Annotated in this window: 13 protein-coding genes and 2 tRNA genes; all 15 read right to left on the bottom strand. The window is 64.3% G+C overall.

Annotated features, from left to right (window positions below):
* Nucleotides 1-730: 730 nt before the first annotated feature.
* On the bottom strand, nucleotides 731-1081 hold the full coding sequence (locus tag AB5G72_RS00075) for a hypothetical protein (RefSeq protein ID WP_440220633.1): 351 nt from the start codon (nucleotides 1079-1081) through the stop codon (nucleotides 731-733).
* Nucleotides 1078-1326: a hypothetical protein gene (locus AB5G72_RS00070; protein WP_440220632.1), complete on the bottom strand. Its 249-nt coding sequence runs from the start codon at nucleotides 1324-1326 to the stop codon at nucleotides 1078-1080. The genes AB5G72_RS00075 and AB5G72_RS00070 overlap by 4 nt, the downstream gene beginning before the upstream one ends.
* 498 nt (nucleotides 1327-1824) lie before the next feature.
* Nucleotides 1825-2067 (bottom strand): FDXHR family putative zinc-binding protein, encoded by a 243-nt coding sequence (locus AB5G72_RS00065; protein ID WP_440220631.1) that lies wholly within the window; start codon nucleotides 2065-2067, stop codon nucleotides 1825-1827.
* 1307 nt (nucleotides 2068-3374) lie between these two features.
* A complete protein-coding gene (locus AB5G72_RS00060) occupies nucleotides 3375-3539 on the bottom strand; it encodes a helix-turn-helix domain-containing protein (RefSeq protein WP_440220630.1) in 165 nt (54 codons plus the stop codon).
* A gap of 722 nt (nucleotides 3540-4261) precedes the next feature.
* Complete coding sequence (locus AB5G72_RS00055; protein WP_440220629.1) at nucleotides 4262-4447, bottom strand: helix-turn-helix domain-containing protein; 186 nt, start codon at nucleotides 4445-4447, stop codon at nucleotides 4262-4264.
* A gap of 174 nt (nucleotides 4448-4621) precedes the next feature.
* Nucleotides 4622-5797 (bottom strand): tyrosine-type recombinase/integrase, encoded by a 1176-nt coding sequence (locus tag AB5G72_RS00050; RefSeq protein WP_440220628.1) that lies wholly within the window; start codon nucleotides 5795-5797, stop codon nucleotides 4622-4624.
* Between the two features lie 153 nt (nucleotides 5798-5950).
* A tRNA-Ala gene (locus AB5G72_RS00045) sits at nucleotides 5951-6023 on the bottom strand.
* 59 nt (nucleotides 6024-6082) lie between these two features.
* Nucleotides 6083-6156: transfer RNA gene (locus tag AB5G72_RS00040), tRNA-Ile, on the bottom strand.
* Nucleotides 6157-6234: 78 nt separating this feature from the next.
* Complete coding sequence (locus AB5G72_RS00035) at nucleotides 6235-6864, bottom strand: DUF3566 domain-containing protein (RefSeq protein WP_206473894.1); 630 nt, start codon at nucleotides 6862-6864, stop codon at nucleotides 6235-6237.
* Between the two features lie 3 nt (nucleotides 6865-6867).
* The gene (gene gyrA, locus AB5G72_RS00030) at nucleotides 6868-9396 is read right to left on the bottom strand and encodes a DNA gyrase subunit A (protein ID WP_182635550.1); all 2529 of its coding nucleotides are present in this window, start codon (nucleotides 9394-9396) and stop codon (nucleotides 6868-6870) included.
* Between the two features lie 433 nt (nucleotides 9397-9829).
* On the bottom strand, nucleotides 9830-11959 hold the full coding sequence (gyrB, locus tag AB5G72_RS00025) for a DNA topoisomerase (ATP-hydrolyzing) subunit B (protein ID WP_206473895.1): 2130 nt from the start codon (nucleotides 11957-11959) through the stop codon (nucleotides 9830-9832).
* Nucleotides 11960-12045: 86 nt separating this feature from the next.
* Nucleotides 12046-12600, bottom strand: a complete 555-nt coding sequence (locus AB5G72_RS00020; RefSeq protein WP_067720203.1) for a DciA family protein — start codon at nucleotides 12598-12600, stop codon at nucleotides 12046-12048.
* Entirely contained in the window at nucleotides 12597-13886 is a 1290-nt protein-coding gene (recF, locus tag AB5G72_RS00015; RefSeq protein ID WP_440220627.1) for a DNA replication/repair protein RecF, read from the bottom strand. Before recF ends, AB5G72_RS00020 begins: the two co-directional genes overlap by 4 nt.
* Nucleotides 13887-13911: 25 nt before the next feature.
* A complete protein-coding gene (gene dnaN / locus AB5G72_RS00010; protein WP_256820631.1) occupies nucleotides 13912-15087 on the bottom strand; it encodes a DNA polymerase III subunit beta in 1176 nt (391 codons plus the stop codon).
* A gap of 874 nt (nucleotides 15088-15961) precedes the next feature.
* Nucleotides 15962-17467: a chromosomal replication initiator protein DnaA gene (dnaA, locus tag AB5G72_RS00005; RefSeq protein WP_067720197.1), complete on the bottom strand. Its 1506-nt coding sequence runs from the start codon at nucleotides 17465-17467 to the stop codon at nucleotides 15962-15964.

The raw sequence follows: 17467 nt of genomic DNA, 5'->3' as shown, positions 1-17467 counted from the left end.
GGTTGTAACGAATGCGGAAAGAATCGTCATTCGTCTATTGTCAAAGTCAAGGTTTGCGGGGCTTGATTTTGCCCCTTCATATTCGCCGCGTGCTAACCGTACGATTGTCCCGGTTGGGGAGTGTCGGTTATTGGCGATTAACTGTCGGATGGTTTCGGGGGCTGCTTCTCCTGGGTCACAGAATGAAGCGACTTGTGCCGCTGCCACGCTTAGTCCTGAAACTCGTAAGAGTCCGTGGACGTGTGCCGCCCCGGTTATCGGGTCTGCGATTCGTGCTATCTCGTGGTCGTCGGCGGTCTGTAGCCGATCTAGGCGAGCCTGTAGGTGGGGTTCCCATTCGGCCCTAGCCCTAGGCAGGAATGCTTTCCATTCCGGTAGGTCACCGGGCCGGGGCATGTTCTCAATCCAAAGGTTGAGTTCGGAATACACATGACGGATAGCGTCATCTATGCGATGTGGGTATGCGCGATATGGTGTCACAGAATCCTTTACCGATAGTGCGGTGTGGCCGTCCCTGTATTGCCGGGTAGGCGCTATATGAGAAGCGCCATTAAGTAGGCTCACACCGGCTGGCGCTTCTGCGCTTTAGCGAACATTGCGGCTTCGTCTAGGCACTCAGCGAGTTTGTCTGTCTCGTCAAGGCTCATTAGGTATTCGCATCCGTTGATGGTTAGGCAGATGCCGCCCCGTGATGGGCTTACGAACCATCGCGCGGTAGTCGTGGTGATCTTCATTTGTCCTCCAATTGGTCAGCCAGATCATGCAGCAAATCCGCCATTTCCCTCACGCGCTCATTGCAGATGACAAGCCGGTGATTATGCCCGAATCTAGACCAGTCCAAGCGAGCATTTCCGCTCTTAGTGATTGCCCCTTCAACCTCGGTGGTGCGGTAGATGTTGCGTAGCGCGATTAGGGGTTCGTCTATGCCCGCGTCTACTGCGGATATGGCTATGGCGTTTGCGAGGGTTGCGGCTTCTCCTGGTGTGAGGATGATTGCTGCGTGTTGTCCGTTGCGGTCGCGTGTGGCGATTTCTACGTTGCCGTTTGTGGTGGCTACTCCGGTTGCGGTGATCCGGTTCATTCCCAGTCCTCCAAAAGGCGACGATTTAGGAATATGTTCAGCGCGGTGGCTTGCTCGTGAGTGAGCCGCATTTCCAGCGACTGATATTTGCCGAAACCGATCAGGCGCATTCGCCCATTACTCACGCTCGCTTTGAAGTGTGTGCATTCTTTGATGGTGGGGCGCTTTGATTCGGCGTGTTCGGGTTCGTCCAGGTCGTTTCGCCTGCCGTCTTGGGCGAGGTATCGGAATGGGTCGGTTGACATGAGGTGTCCTTCCTGCCCCAAGAATGGGCTTGGGTATCGTCTGTTTTCAGCCACGAGGGATGCATTAGTCTCCAAGGCATGAATAAAGGCCGCTAGAATCGTTTCTAACGGCCTTTGAGGGTGTGGGGTATGCGAGGGTTAGGGTTTGGCGCTCGAAACGCTTAGAAAGCGAATGAGGCGGTTATGCTTGATGGTCCAGAATTGCCCCAGCATGACCAGTCAAACCGTCCACAACAGTTTCTAAGTCTGCGAGAATGGTTAACGCTTCTCGGTGCTCGGTTCGGGTGGTCCTGCCGTCTCGGTGCATTCGTCGGATGAACTCGCGGAACTCGGAGGCGATTTCGGTGATTTCGGCGGCGTCTGTGTAGACGGTTGCCGGGTCGATTTCGGGGGTTCGGATTCGGCTCATGGGGTGTTCCTCTCGCGGGAAGGGGTCAAACTGCGAATGCGTACAGGATTTGAGCCACTTTCAGAGCTTTCAGGGGTGTCGGGTAGGGGCTAGAGGTTAAGGGCCTTAAATCCGCCCTGTGGCCCCTTCTGCTTCCAGCACGAATAAGTGCGGCCCGCATCCACTAGGCCAACCTCGGGAGGGTTGACGCATTCCCCGTCTTTGCGGTGCTTGTCGAATCCGGTGATGCCTGTGAACGTCGCGTGACACGAGACGCAGTGAGCCGTATCGAAACCGGTCCATCTCCGGCCACACCGGCAACTGTGGGGATTGGCAGGGTTGAAGTCGTCCATGATGGAACCTCTCAGATATGGCGATACCCCCACCTTTTCGGGGCGGGGGTTCGGGTGATCGACCTCTAGGGGGCCGTAGTGGTGTCGGGTGCGTGTTCTGGCGGCTTTACAGGACTCCGGTAGGGGTTCGTATGGGTCCAGCCCTTTAGGGGCTTAGAAACGCACCGGCCATGTGATAAGGGGTGGCCCCGTCCCAAGGGGTAAGAGGAACGGAACCACCCCGGTCTATGAGTCCGGCACTAAACCGGAGTATGAAAACAGGCTTTGACCTGCAAGTTTAAGGGGGAGGCGAAAAAATCGCCGCCTAGAGGCGAAATATTCGCCTCCGAAACATAGTCTGACCAGCGAAAACGAAAACGCCCTCTAATGATCTAACTAATGGCACTTACATTTGCTCCCACCAACAGGTGCATTCATGAAACCCAAGTCGAACGGGGCCACAAGACACAAGTGATTCGAAGCAACGTCAAGGTGCTCCTTCTCAATCGCCGTCTTCCTAGCCTCACGGATTCGCCTAGTGTCAGTGTTGAACACGCGCTCCAACTCTCCGCGCTCAACCCGCATATGGTTATCGCTTCCCATCCCGGCGTAGCAGTAGTACGAAAGGCGTAGCCACAACGGGAGGTGTTGATTCTTGGACTGTCTCAATCCGTACAATCGTCCGGTCCTGTACCAATCTCCCGGCACATTGTTTTTGCGCCGTCCACGGTTGTTGCTGCTCGGGTCAGGATTCCCGTCGTCCACTGTCATCATTTAGCACTCCCTGTGCGAGTCGGATAAGGTCTGCAAGGTCGTCGTCATTCGCCAGGAAACTATGCGCTGTCCCTTCAACGCCGATCCTGTGAACTCGCTTCTGGAGTTTGCGACTCCAATGGGTCTTGATTTCGATTGCCACTGATCTCCCTTTCTGTGCGGTAGGTGTTGATGTTGTCCGGCTTGTGATCCCCAATAGGGGGCACCCCCTCACGGCCTGCGGCCTTCGGGGCGTTCCCCCTCGCTAACGCTCACCCCCTCCCCAGGCGCGATTGAAAAGATCATCATTGGGGGTGGTGCCTGTGCCGGTGCGGTGTGTTTCATAGCGCCTCGCGGCGCGGCATAGACGGGGAAGGGAGGGGTTTGTTGCTGGTCCGGTTGCCCTCGGGTTTGATCTGCTCGGAAGGGCAGGGATCGTCGCTGGCGCGCCGATGGAAAAGATTTCTCTTCTCGAATGTCGGGAGGGGGTGAGCGCGGAGCGCGAGGGGGGACCATGACAGCCGGAGGCTTCATGAATGGTTCCCCCTATGAATGGCCGGGGGAATGTAGCCGGTCTAGCTGGTGGTGTCGGTGCCTGTGATCCGATCAATCTCGGCCTGGGAAATTCGGGTGACCTTCGGGGAAAGCCGAATCGCCTTGATAGTTCCGTTGGCGATCAACTCGCGGACAGTTACGGTTGAAACTCGGAGGAGGTCAGCGACCTCTGAAATCGTGTACATATGGAACCTTCCAGGAACGGCGAAACCCCCACGGGCGGTGTGCTCGCGGGGGTTTCGTTATTGGGTGGGCTTGGCTGCCCTTATCAGATACAAAAACTCTATCATGCCGATCTAGTCGGCTTCTTGTGCTGCCTATGCTTCGAGTCTACTAAACGGCGTCTAGTTGCCTCTCACATCGCCGCTGCCTCTAGCTTACGGGATAGGTGGACAAACCTTTGTCGTCTACTCGTAAACAACTCTACGGCATGGGGTTAACGAACTCTGCCGCTCGAATGCCCTAAACCACTCGTGCTTTCGATTCTACGGCATACCGAAACAGGGACGACCTCGGGAAACTATGCGATTGTCACGTAACTCATGCGGTCTTGCGTGACCTCTTCGCCGGGGCTTTAGCGACTGGTACTAGGTATGCCCCATGCGTTAGTCCAACCCATTTCGATGCCAGCTTCTCCCGCTTGGCGTACATGGATTCGGGAACCTCACACGTTTGGATAGGTGGGAGCACTTCGGGAACCTTCTCCCGTTCGTCCCGGTCCCGCTGCTCCGGCCACCGCGTACCGATTTCACTCCGATAGCGCATTCCCGTTCCGAACGTCTGCATTAACGTCTCCACCTTCACGATTTAAGGGGTTGAAATAGCCTCACCCATACTCGGGTATGGGAAAGGGCTGAAAGTCGCTCAGAAAGCGAATGAGGCCCCAATACGGGGCTTTGCAGAGGACTCAGGCGGTAGCGAGACGGCGGGTAGCCGAATCCAGCGAATCCATACGCACACGCAGAAGCCGGGGACCAACCCGGTAACCCTCGATCCGACCATCAGCGATCCAACGCCGAATAGTCTTGACTGAAACGCTGTAGTGCTCTGCGGCATCAGCAAGCGACACCAGACGAGACGACGACACAGACATAAACGAAACCTCACAACACGTAATATGGGCACCCCAAAACAGGGCAGACACCGGAAACCCCGGCACAAACTCCCCAGGCAGGGCAACCACCCACACCTGAAAGGATCAACTACAGACGCACCATATCGTGAAGGGTGTCCGTGCTCGAACGGCACCGCCCCTGACCAGCGGAAACTACCCCAAACGCCCCATCAAATCCCTGGGCCGGCTAGGACGCACCCGCATATAGGTCTCCACAATCGTCTTCAAATCCTCCTGCCCCAGGATCGACCCAATCTCAGCCGGGGTAGCGCCACGCTCCGCAAGCAACGTAATCAGATAGTTGCGCCCATAGTGGGGAGTCAAATCATCACGCACACCAGCCGCAGACCTCGCACGATTAAAGATCGACCGGAACGACGTATCGAACACCACTTCGCCGCTCTCTGTCGGCGTCACCAGACCTTCCGCACCCTTACCGGCGAACCGCTCCAAGTGATCGACCACGACCGGCGCAAGCTCTGGGAACACGGGAACGTCACGCACGCCCGCCGCCGTCTTAGCGTCCTGCCACACCATCCGCATATGGCCCTCGGCGTCTGCGATCCTCTGGACATTCCCACGTACCCGAATATCGACCTCGGGCCAACCATCACGGTCCCTGACAACGATGTGCTTCCGGCGTAGTGCAAGCACTTCCCCCACCCTTAGCCCATGCAGGAGACAGAGCACCCCGGCGAGCTTGTACCGCTCGGGCAACTTGTCGATGATTGCTTCTAGCTCTTCTCGCTCCGGTAGTTCCTTGTACTTGGGGCGGGGGCGCTTGGACGCTTCCACGACCCTTACCGGGTTGTCGGTGAGGGGGGAACTCTCGTCGTCCACGAGTGCCTGAAACGCTGCCCGTAGCCGCTTGTAGGCGTTGCGGTTCGTTGTGGGGGTCTTGGGGTAGTCCCGTGCCGTCTGCGCCCACCACGCTTGTACGTCGCCCATCTGGACCCGCGTGAGGGGCATCTCCGCAAGCTTGGTCCCCGTGATGCGGCTCTTGACGACTCTGCGGTACGCCTGGGCGGTGGACGCGCGGATACGGTCTGTGTCTTGTAGCCGGTCGTGGTAGGTGTCCAGCCACTCCCCCACGGTCATCCCGGCGTGGCGTTCCCGGCGTCTGCGTTCCGCTGGTGGGGTCCAGTCGTCGCGTTCGATGAGTCGCCGCTCGGCAACTAGCCATGAGTCGGCGTCTTGGGCGGTCTCGAATGATCGGCCTGCGGTGTGGCGTGCCCCGTCTGGGCCGGTGTACTCGGCGTAGAACCGCTTCTTTTTCGCGGTGTGTTTCGGGGTGACGCTTCCCCAGGGTCGCCGTCTCCTGCCAGCCATGCCGCCCCCGTTCTCGGAACCTTCCGGCTCTGTTCCGATACGAGAGTATCCGAGTGTCCCCTTGCGTCCTAGAGTGTCGCCGGGTTATCGTCGTCTCTACCAGCACAAACGAGGAAATCCCCCAGTCAGGATGACCAGAGGATTTCGCTTCCGTGGAGCCTAGGGGATTCGAACCCCTGACATCTGCCTTGCAAAGGCAGCGCTCTACCAACTGAGCTAAGGCCCCGTACCTCCAAGCATAAAGGCCGGACCGCATCGAGCGGATCCGGCGTCTGCCTGGCGGAGTGGGCCTAGGAGGACTTGAACCTCCGACCTCCAAATTATCAGTTTGGCGCTCTAACCACCTGAGCTATAGGCCCTCGTACCGAGAGGTCAATCTACCCGACGTCCGCGCCACCGCCCAAATCGGCACCCTCGGCCGGGCGCCGGGGGCACCGTCAGTACCGGGGATCGGCGAGCGTGACCTGCACGCCGCCGCTGGTCAGGCCGGCCGCGAGGTTGTAGATGAACACCGCGAGCGTGGCCAGGATCGACAGCAGGAGCACGTTCAGCAGTCCCACTCCGCCGCTGTAGAGGAAGATCGTCGACGGCCCGATCACGGCTGCCGACTCGTCGCCCGCCACGCCGGACAACAGGCCCCCGAGCCGGTCCCACACGCCCATCCCGGACAGCAGCAGGTACGTGACCCCGATGGCCACCATCCACACCAGGTAGAGGGCGAACATCAGCCCCAGCACGGTGGTGAAGGCCGACCACGGGTCGATCCGGCGCAGCACCAGGACCGACTCCATGGGGCCCCGGCGCTCGGTGGGCGGGACGATCGGTGCGGCTCGCCCGGCCGCGCCCCCCGAGTGCGCCTTGGAGACGCCCCCGTTCGCGCCCTCGGCGCGATGCTGGGTGGCCGCCGGGAAGGCGGTGGTGGCCGACGTGCCGGCGTCGCCGGTGCCGGCCCCCGACCCGCCGTAACCGGGCGCCGGGGACGACCCCCCGTGCGCTGGGCCGTCAGACACCGCGTCGGACGTCTCGGTCGGGTCGGTCCGGTCGGCTGGATCGGTCGGCTCGGTCATCGCCTACTCCTCCTTGGCGGACTCGGCCGCGGACCGGTCCTCGTCGTCGGGCTCGTCGGCGTTGCGGGCGATGGCCAGTAGCGAGTCACCCTCGGCGAGGTTCATCAACCGCACGCCCTTGGTCTGCCGGCCCGCCTTGCGGACCTGCTTGGCGAACGTGCGGATGACACCGCCGCTGGAGGTGATGGCGTAGAGCTCGTCCTGCAACTCCACGATCGTCGCACCGACGAGCTTCCCGCGCTTGGGGTCGAACATGAGCGTGAGCACGCCCTTGCCGCCCCGGCCCTGGGCGGTGTATTCGCTCAGGGCGGTGCGCTTGGAGTACCCGCGTTCGGTGGCCACCAGGAGGAAGTACTTCTCCTGGTCGGACGACTCGGCTCGCACGACCGACATGCTCAGCAGGGCGTCGCCGTCGTTGAACCGCATGCCCATCACGCCGGAGGTCGCGCGGCCCATCGGGCGGAGCGTGTCGTCGTTGGCGTGGAACCGGATCGACTGGCCCTTCTCCGAGACCAGCAGCAGGTCGTCGTCGGGTCCGGCCAGCGCCGCCCCGACCAGCTCGTCGCCGTCGCGCAGGTTCACGGCGATCAGACCGCCGGAGCGCGGCGAGTCGTAGTCCTCGAGCCGGGACTTCTTGACCAGCCCGTTGCGGGTGGCCAGCACCAAGTACGGCGCGTCCTGGTAGCCCTTGATCCGGATGACGCCGGCGATGCGCTCCTCCGGCTGGAACGCCAGGAGGTTGGCCACGTGCTGACCGCGGGCGGTGCGGTTCGCCTCGGGCAGCTCATAGGCCTTGATCCGGTAGACGCGGCCCTTGGTGGTGAAGAACAGCAGCCAGTCGTGGGTGGAGGAGACGAAGAAGTGCCGGACGATGTCGTCCTGCTTGAGCTCCGCGCCGCGCACACCCTTGCCCCCGCGCTTCTGGGCGCGGTACAGGTCGGTGCGGGTCCGCTTGGCGTAACCGGTCTCGGTGATGGTGACGACGACGTCCTCGCGGGCGATCAGGTCCTCGTCCGTGACGTCCCCGTCCGCCGGGATGATCCTGGTCCGGCGGTCGTCCCCGTACTTCTCGACGATCTCGCGGAGCTCGTCGGCGACGATCGCGCGCTGCCGCTCGGGCTTGGCGAGGATGTCCTTGTAGTCGGCGATCTCGAGTTCGATCGAAGCGAGCTGGTCGACGATCTTCTGCCGCTCGAGGGCCGCGAGGCGGCGCAGCTGCATGTCCAGGATGGCCTGCGCCTGGTCGTCGTCGATGTCGAGCAGGTCCTTGAGACCCTCGCGCGCGACCTCGACGGTCTCCGAACGGCGGATGAGGGCGATGACCTCGTCGAGGGCGTCGAGCGCCTTGACCAGGCCGCGCAGAATGTGGGCGCGCTTCTCCGCCTCGTCCAGCAGGTACTGGGTGCGTCGGACGACGACCTCGATCTGGTGCGTGACGTACAGCCGCACGAGGTGGTTGATGGCCAGGGTCCGGGGCACACCGTCCACGATCGACAGCATGTTCGCGCCGAAGGACGTCTGCAGCTGCGAGTGCTTGTAGAGGTTGTTGAGCACGACCTTGGCCACGGCGTCACGCTTGAGAGTGACGACGATGCGCAGGCCGACCCGGTCCGAGGACTCGTCGTCGATCTTCGAGATGCCGGCGATCTTGCCGTCCCGCAACTGCTCGGCGATCGACAGGATCATGTTGTCCGGGTTGACCTCGTAGGGCAGCTCCGTGATGACGATGACCGTCCGGTTGCCCTCCTCCTCGATGGAGGTCTTGCCCCGCATGCGGATCGAACCGCGGCCGGTCGTGTAGGCGTCCCTGATCCCCTGCTCGCCCACGATGAAGCCGTGGGTGGGGAAGTCGGGGCCCTTGATCCGATCCATGCACGCCGCGAGGGTCTCCTCCTCGTCGGCGTCGGGGTTGTCCAGACACCAGTAGATCGCCTCGGCGACCTCGCGCAGGTTGTGCGGCGGCATCTTGGTGGCCATACCGACCGCGATGCCGCTGGAACCGTTGACCAACAGATTGGGGATGCGCGACGGGAGGACGACCGGTTCGGACGTCTTGCCGTCGTAGTTGGGCTGGAAATCGACCGTGTTCTTGTCGATGTCCCGGACCATCTCCATGGCCAGCGGGGTCATCTTGCACTCGGTGTAGCGCATGGCGGCGGCACCGTCGTTGCCGCGCGAACCGAAGTTTCCCTGGCCGTCGACCATCGGGTAGCGCATCGCCCACGGCTGGGCGAGGCGCACCAGGGTGTCGTAGATCGCCGAGTCACCGTGCGGGTGGTAATTGCCCATGGTGTCGGCGACGGGCTTGGCCGACTTCACGTAGCTGCGCTCGGGCCGGTAGCCGTTGTCCCACATCGCGTAGAGGATCCGGCGGTGGACGGGCTTGAGCCCGTCCCGGACGTCAGGTAGCGCTCGACCGACGATGACGCTCATCGAATAGTCGATGTAGCTTCTCTGCATCTCCGCCTGGATGTCGACCGGCTCGATCCGGTCGTGACCCCCGGCTTCGGGCGGCAACGTCGTGTCCGTCATGGGCTCCTCTTCGTCTCGCGCTCGAAGCGGCACCACGAGGGCACGCTCCGACCCGGCCAGTCTATAGGTCCAGCGAAAACACCGGCACGGGCGCGCGGGGGTTCGGCGACTCGGAGGCCTCCCGGGGGACGAGTGACCCGATCGGGGGACGCCGGGCCCGGCGCGTTCGCCCCCGGCCCGTATGCCGCTAGCGACGTGGTCTCAATGGTCACGCGACCAGCGCTCTCCCGCGCAAGCTGCGCTGAGTAATCGCGAATCACCACGTCGACTTCCGTCGCCGGGGGTAGACACCGCCTGAAAATCAGCCATATTCTCCGTGCGGACATGCATCTCCGCTACGAGACCACGTCGTTCGGGCCACCCGGGACACGAAGGGGGGCGTCCGCCGAGTTCGGCGGACGCCCCCCTTTCCCGTGTCTGTCCGGCGACGGTGTCAGACGTCGAGGAACCGCACATCTCGTGCGTTGCGGGTGATGAAGTTGCGGCGCGCGTCCACGTCCTCACCCATGAGGATGGAGAACAATTCGTCCGCCGCGGCGGCATCGTCGAGGGTGACCTGGCGGAGCGTACGGACCGCGGGGTCCATCGTGGTCTCCCACAGCTCCTTGGGGTTCATCTCGCCGAGGCCCTTGTAGCGCTGGATGCCGTCGTCGACGTTGATCTTGCGCTTGTTCTCGAGGCCGATCTTCAGCAGTTCGTCCCGCTCGCGGTCCGTGTACGCGAAGTCCGGCTCGCCCTTGCCCCACTTGAGCTTGTAGAGCGGCGGCTGCGCCAGGTAGACGTACCCGTTCTCGACCAGCGGCTTCATGAACCGGAAGATGAGCGTCAGCAGCAGCGTCGAGATGTGCTGACCATCGACGTCGGCATCCGCCATCAGCACGATCTTGTGATAGCGCAGCTTGTCGATGTCGAACTCTTCGTGAATGCCGGTTCCCAGCGCCGTGATGATGGCCTGGACCTCGGCGTTCTTGAGGACCTTGTCGATCCGTGACTTCTCGACGTTGATGATCTTCCCGCGCAGCGGCAGGATCGCCTGGAACATCGAGTCCCGACCCGACTTGGCCGAGCCACCGGCGGAGTCGCCCTCCACGATGTACAGCTCGGACTTCGCCGGATCCTTGGAGCGGCAGTCGGCGAGCTTGCCGGGCAGACCGCCGATGTCGGTGGCCGACTTGCGACGCACCATCTCGCGGGCCTTGCGGGCTGCGACGCGAGCCTGGCTCGACGCGATGGCCTTGTTGATGATGACCTTGGCCTCGGCGGGATTGGCCTCGAACCAGTGTCCGACGTGCTCCGACACCTGTCGCTGGACGAAGCCCTTGACCTCGGTGTTGCCGAGCTTGGTCTTGGTCTGACCCTCGAACTGCGGATCCGAGATCTTCGCGGAGAGCACGGCCGCCAGGCCCTCGCGGATGTCATCTCCCGTGAGGTTGGGGTCCTTCTCCTTGATGAGCTTCTTCTCGCGCGCGTACTTGTTGACCAGGGAGGTCAGCGCGGCGCGGAAGCCCTCCTCGTGGGTGCCGCCCTCATGGGTGTTGATGGTGTTGGCGAAGGTGTGGACGGACTCGGAGTAACCGGAGTTCCACTGCATCGCGACCTCGACCTCGTGGCCGGGCCCCTTGCCCTCGAAGTAGAGGATCGTCGGGTGGATCGAGGTCTTGGACTTGTTGATCGCGGTGACGTAGTCCTTCAGACCGTCCGGGTAGTGGAAGGTGCGCTTACGCTCGCGGACCTTGACCGGCTCGGCGGGCGTCACCTCGACGGCGTCGGCTGCCTGCGCGCCCTCGGCGAACGCCTGCTCCGCATCCACCGCGTGGGCGAGATCCGACCCCTCGTCGGAACCGGGCGCCGCCTCCGCGCCGCTGCCCTCGCTGTCCGCGATCGCGTCCAGCTCGGCGGCCTTCTCGGCACGCGGTCGCCGGTCCGTGAGCGTGATGGTGAGTCCCTTGTTGAGGAATGCCATCTCCTGGAGGCGGCGTGCCACCACGTCGAAGTCGTACTCGGTGCTCTCGAAGATCGTCGGATCCGCCCAGAACCGGACCCTGGTCCCGGTTCCTTCGGCGGGGCCGGCGTCGACCAGCTCTGCCGGGACCGCCATGTCGAAGTCCTGCTTCCACAGGCGCCCGTCGCGCTTGATCTGGACCTCGACCCGGGTGGACAGCGCGTTGACCACGGAGATGCCGACCCCGTGCAGACCACCGGACACCGCGTAGGAGTCCGAGTCGAACTTGCCGCCCGCGTGCAGCTGGGTCATGACGACCTGGACGGTGGGCATGCCCTGCTCGTGCATCTCCACGGGGATGCCCCGGCCGTCGTCGATGACCTCGACGCCGCCGTCCTCCAGCAACGTGACCTTGACGCCGGTCGCGTGACCCGCCATCGCCTCGTCGATGGAGTTGTCGACGACCTCCCAGATCAGGTGGTGCAGTCCCCGCGGTCCGGTGGAGCCGATGTACATACCCGGCCGCATCCGGACGGCCTCGAGCCCTTCGAGAACGGTGATCGATGATGCACCGTATTCCTTGGGCCCGCTGTTGTTGGCCTTGCTCTTGGCGTCCGCCACGTGCGAACTCCTCGCGTTTCGGGGGTCTGGGACCGGCCCAGTCTACCTGCGACAACCGTCACGCGGGCCACGGGCACGCCCGGCCCTCACCCGTATGTGTCACGGGGGCCGCGACCGGACACGTGCAGGGGCCCCTTGCGCCAGCTCGGTTTCTCCGGCCCCTCCACCTTGAGACGACGGACATGACCCGGCCCCATGGCGGCCGCGATCTTGCGGAGGATGTCGGCGGACATGAGCCGCAGCTGCGTGGCCCATGCGGTACTCGCCGCACGGACGTACAGGATTCCCTCCTCGAGGCGCTCCGGGGTGGCGTGCGCCGAGACGTCCTCCCCGACGATCCGGTCCCACTCCGCGAACAGACGCCCGGTGGTGACCTTGTCGTCCCAACCCCGTTTCTTGGCGACCTGGCCCACGAGTTTGCCGAGGGGCTGTGGGTCCCACGGGTCGGCACCGGATCCGGTCCACCCGCGCTTGCGCAGCCGCTTGCCCGCCCCCACCGGGCCGGTCCGACCCCGGCCGACCTGCTTGCCCTCCGCCCGGGCCCGGGCGCGGGCCTCCTCGAGGGCCTGCTTGGCGACGTCATAACCGCGTTGTGGCGGGTCAGACGGTGTTACGGAGTCCTTGCCGGTTCGGTCCGTCACGGTGTTGCCCTGCTTCCGGTATCGGTGTTGTCGTCGTCGTCCCCGCCACTGTCCGCGTCGCTGACCCCATCCTCCCCGCCGGCGTGCTCGCGAGCGTCCGCACCGTCATGCTGGCGTCGTGACACCGTCATCGCCGAGTGACGATCCGCTCCCTCGCCCGTCATCACGACGTCATGACGGACCCCGCGCAGCGAGCCCGGCACGTCCTCGCCCACTGCGGCCGTGATGAGGACCTGTTCGACACCGGCCGCGACGTCGGCCAGCGCGGCCCGGCGGTGCCGGTCGAGTTCGGCGAAGACGTCGTCCAGGAGAAGGACCGGTTCCGCCCCGTCGGCACGGAACAGCTCGAGCGATCCCAGTCGCAGCGCCAGGGCGAACGACCACGTCTCACCGTGACTCGCGAACCCCTTCGCCGGCTCGTCGCCGAGTCTCAGGATCAGGTCGTCGCGGTGCGGTCCGACGAGTGACATCCCGCGGTCGATCTCGTCGCGACGACGCCGCCCGAGCTCGGCGAGCAACACCGCCTCGACGAATTCCGGATCGGTCAGCTCCGACTCGTCGGGCGCGTCCGCCACGCGGAAGCGATAGGTGAGATCGGCGGGACGGGACTCGGGGGCCAGGCCCCGATAGGCGTCGACGACGAGGGGCCGCAACTGCCGGAGGAGGTCGATCCGACCGGCGACCAATCGTGCTCCGAGTTCGGCCAACCGTCCGTCCCACACGTCGAGGGTGTCCAGCACGGTCGCGGAGTCCTCGGGGCCCCCACGCCGCAGTGCACCGGAGGCCGACTTGAGCAGGGCGGTCCGCTGGCGCAGCACCGAGGGGTACTCGCTGAGGTCACCACCCAGTGCGGGGCGACGCTGGATCATGAGTTCATCGAGAAGCCGGCGACGTTCGGCCGGCTCGCCACGGACGAGCGCCAGGTCCTCCGGCGCGAACAGTACGGACTGGACCACCCCGAGGACGTCGGACAGTCGTCGGCAGGGGGAGGTGTTGAGTCGCGCCCGGTTGGCCTTGCCGGAGTTGAGCGCGAGTTCGACGGTCAATTCACGTCCCGCGTTGTGTGCGAGTGCGCCCACCAGTGCGGTTCGGGCACCGGTCCTGATCATCGGCGCGTCGGTCGCCACGCGGTGGGACCGCAGGCTGGCGAGGACCCCGACTGCCTCGAGAACGTTGGTCTTGCCGTGCCCGTTGCGTCCGACCAGGGTGGTGACCCCGGGCTCGAGCTCGAGTTCGAGCAGGGGCCAGGAGCGGAAATCGAGGAGCCTGAGGTGACGCAGGTGCATACCGGATCGGTTCCGGGGCGGGGCCTCAGCCCGGCAGGCGCACGGGCATGAGCAGGTAGGTGTGGTCGGAATCCACCGGCTGGATCGCGCCGTCCGCGCCGGGCTCCGGGAGGGTCTCGGGTGCCGGACGCAGCACGGCCGGGCGGCTGGGCTGGGTGAAACCGAAGGCGACGCGGCCTGCGTGGACACTGCCGAGACCGTCGAGCAGGTAACCGGGGTTGAACGCGATGGTCAGCGGCTCGCCGACGAAGTCCACCGGGAGGGTTTCATTGGCCTGGGCTGCGTCATCGCCTCCGGCCGACAGTGCGAGCTCACCATCCGAGAACGCCATGCGCACCTGCACGCCGCGGTCGGCGACGAGCGCGACCCGCTTGATCGCCTGGACGAGCGAGTCCACCTCGACGATCGCGAGTGAGGTGTGCTGCGGCGGGAGCAGCTGGCGGACCTTGGGGAATTCCGCGTCGAGAAGGCGGGTGGTGGTCCGCTGACCGGACACCAGCACACCCAGAATGCCCTCGGCGCCCACATCGGAGCCGGCTCCCAGGCTCAGATCCACGCGACCGCCGTGGCCGGCGGAACGGGTGACCTCGGACAGTGCCTTGGCCGGGATGAGCACCTCGACCGCGACATCCTCGCGGGCCGGCTCCCAGTCGAACTCCCGGATGGCGAGACGGAACCGGTCGGTCGCGATGAGCGTGACGCGGGTGCCCTCGATCTCCATCCGGATGCCGGTGAGCATCGGCAGGGTGTCGTCCTTGCCCGCTGCGACGACGACCTGGGACACGGCCTCGGAGAACGCGTCGACCTCGGCGGAACCGGTGACCTCCGGCATCGCCGGCAGCTGCGGGTAATCCTCGACCGGCATGGTCGGGAGCGTGAACTTCGCGGTACCGCAGGAGATGTACATCTTCTGGGCGGTGACGACGACCTCGACCGGACGGTCCGGCAGGGCACGGGCGATGTCCGCCAGGAGTCGGCCGGACACCAGCGTGCTGCCGGGCTCGGACACCTCGGCCGGCACGGATACCTGCGCCGAGGTCTCGTAGTCGAACCCGGAGATCGTCAGTCCCGAATCGGCCTCGAGCAGCACCCCGCCGAGGATCGGGACCGAGGGACGCGAGGGCAGCGTGCGTGCCACCCAGGCCACGGAATCCGCGAAGTCCTCGCGGGTGACGCGGAACGTCGGATCCGTGATCTCCATCGATGACCTCTTTCAGGCGGGTGTGGATACCGGGATCCGGTATCTGGACGATTGGTCGGTTCAAGCTCGTATTGGTTCAAGCTCGTATTGCACGTTTCCGCCGCCGGGGGCGGAGCGTCTCCATGAGAGTAACCGCTCGGACCGACAGCGGACACACGGACTCGGCGTAACCCGGTCAAGCAGGCTCGCCGCTCCACATCCCTACTTCTAACAAGAACTATCTAGAGAGATAAGAAGTAGTAGTAGGTCCTGTGAAATTGTGAGCCGAGGCCTGTAATCACAGGTCTGTGCCGATTTCGTCGTGTGGACGCAGGCGTGCGATCTTGTGATTTGCCTCCCGACCCCGGTGGAGTCACAAGAGTCCGTCCACCGTCTGTCCACCGTCGGTCCACAAGACTCCACAGGGTTGTCCACAGCTGTGAAGGGTGTGACAAAGGGTGTGTGGGAGTCCCGGATGTGTCGCACGGCGCGTCCTGATGCGTGTGGAATGTCCCGTGATGAGGCCCTCGAATCGGGCAAAGTGTGCGCGACTCGACAGCGTCGTGCGGCTTTTCTACCGCCGTGCGGGGTCTTTCCTCCGAATCGGGGCGGGTATCCGTTCGGGGCGGAACGCCGCACTCGGCAGGGGGCCGCACAGGGCCCGTTACGACCTCTCGCAGCGGTCCTGGGTCCGCGCACCAGGGCGTGCGGACGCCATCGGGTGTCGATATGTTGCTGTCGCCGTCGCGGACCGTCATCTTCGGCGCGTGCGGGGTCGGCAGAGGGCCGGCCGGAGACGCGGGGCGTCGGTGGACGTCCGCGGGGGCGAGAACAAGCGGGGCCGGGCACAAGCGGCGGCGCGAGCGCGCAGCGTAGGTGAGTTCCGGCGTGGAGCTCAGAGGGACCGCGAACGCTCCTTGATCCGGGCCGTCAGCTCCTGGATCTGGTCATACGTGCGCCGGTCGTCCTTGATCTCCTTGAGGATCTTGCGCTGGGCGTACATGACCGTCGTGTGGTCCTTGCCACCGAAGGTGACGCCGATCTTGGGAAGCGACAGATCGGTCAGCTCGCGACACAGGTACATGGCGATCTGGCGGGCCCGCGACAACGACCGGGTCTTGGAGGTGCCGCACAGTTCGTCGATGCTCGTGGAGAAGAACTCCGCGGTCACCGCCATGATGGTCGCGGCCGAGATCTGCAGGGAGTCGTCGTCCGAGACGACATCACGGAGCACGACCTCCGCGAGCGGCACATCGATCTCGTGGCCGTTGAGGGAGGCGAACGCCACCACCCGGATGAGAGCTCCCTCGAGCTCACGGATGTTGCGCTGGACCCGCGTCGCGATGAGCTCGAGGACGTCCCTCGGGACCACGTAGTTCTCGGACTTGGCCTTCTTGTCGATGATCGCGATACGCGTCTCCAGCTCGGGCGGCTGGATGTCGGTGATCAGACCCCACTCGAAGCGGGTGCGCAGTCGGTCCTCCAGCGGCTGCAGTTGCTTGGGTGGCCGGTCGGACGAGATCACGATCTGCTTCTGCGCGTTGTGGATCGTGTTGAAGGTGTGGAAGAACTCCTCCTGGACCTGTTCCTTGCCGATGAGGAACTGGATGTCGTCCACCAGGAGGATGTCCGCCTCGCGGTACCGCTTCTTGAACATGTTCTGGCGGCCGTCGCGGACGGAGTTGATGAAGTCGTTGGTGAACTCCTCGGTCGAGACGTACTTGACCTTCTGTTCGGAGTACATCCGCAGGGAGTAGTGCCCGATCGCGTGGAGCAGGTGGGTCTTGCCCAGACCGGATTCGCCCCAGATGAACAGCGGGTTGTACGCACGGGCCGGTGCCTCGGCGACAGCCAGTGCGGCGGCCCGGGCGAAGCGGTTCGAGTTGCCCTGGACGAAGGCGCTGAACGTGTAGCGCTCGTTCAACCCGGGCGCGGACGCGGCGGACAACGCCTCGTCGCGGTCGCTGCCGTGGAGGAGGCGCTCGGCGGCGATCTGCTCCTCGGTCATCCGCCGGGGGCGGGTCGTGGCGGGCGGATGCTCGTCCTCCGCGCCGGGGCCGTGGATGTCCTCAGCGTCGATGGCCGGGTGGTCGGCGTCGTCAGTCGGTAGTTGAGCCCCGGCGAGTGACGTGTCCACCTTGACGGCCAGATCGATCGGCTCCCCGAGCTGCGAGCTCAGTGCGCGCGTGATGGGACCGCGGAGGATGGACTCGATGTTGTCGCGGGCGAAGGCCGACGGGGCGGCGAGCATCGCGAAACCGTTGACCACGGCGATCGGCTGGACGAGCCGGAGCCACGCCTGCTGCTGGCGCGACAGGGCCGGATTGTCGTCACTGGCCAGTTCCGGATCAGTCAGCTTGTCGAGGACGGCACTCCACACGTGTTCGAGTTCAGGAGACAC

The organism is Dietzia sp. MNB45 (assembly GCF_051994785.1).
In the GTDB taxonomy this organism is placed as follows: domain Bacteria; phylum Actinomycetota; class Actinomycetes; order Mycobacteriales; family Mycobacteriaceae; genus Dietzia; species Dietzia kunjamensis.
The sequence above is the reverse complement of the archived record's forward strand: the minus strand, read 5'-3'. Positions and strand labels throughout refer to the sequence as shown.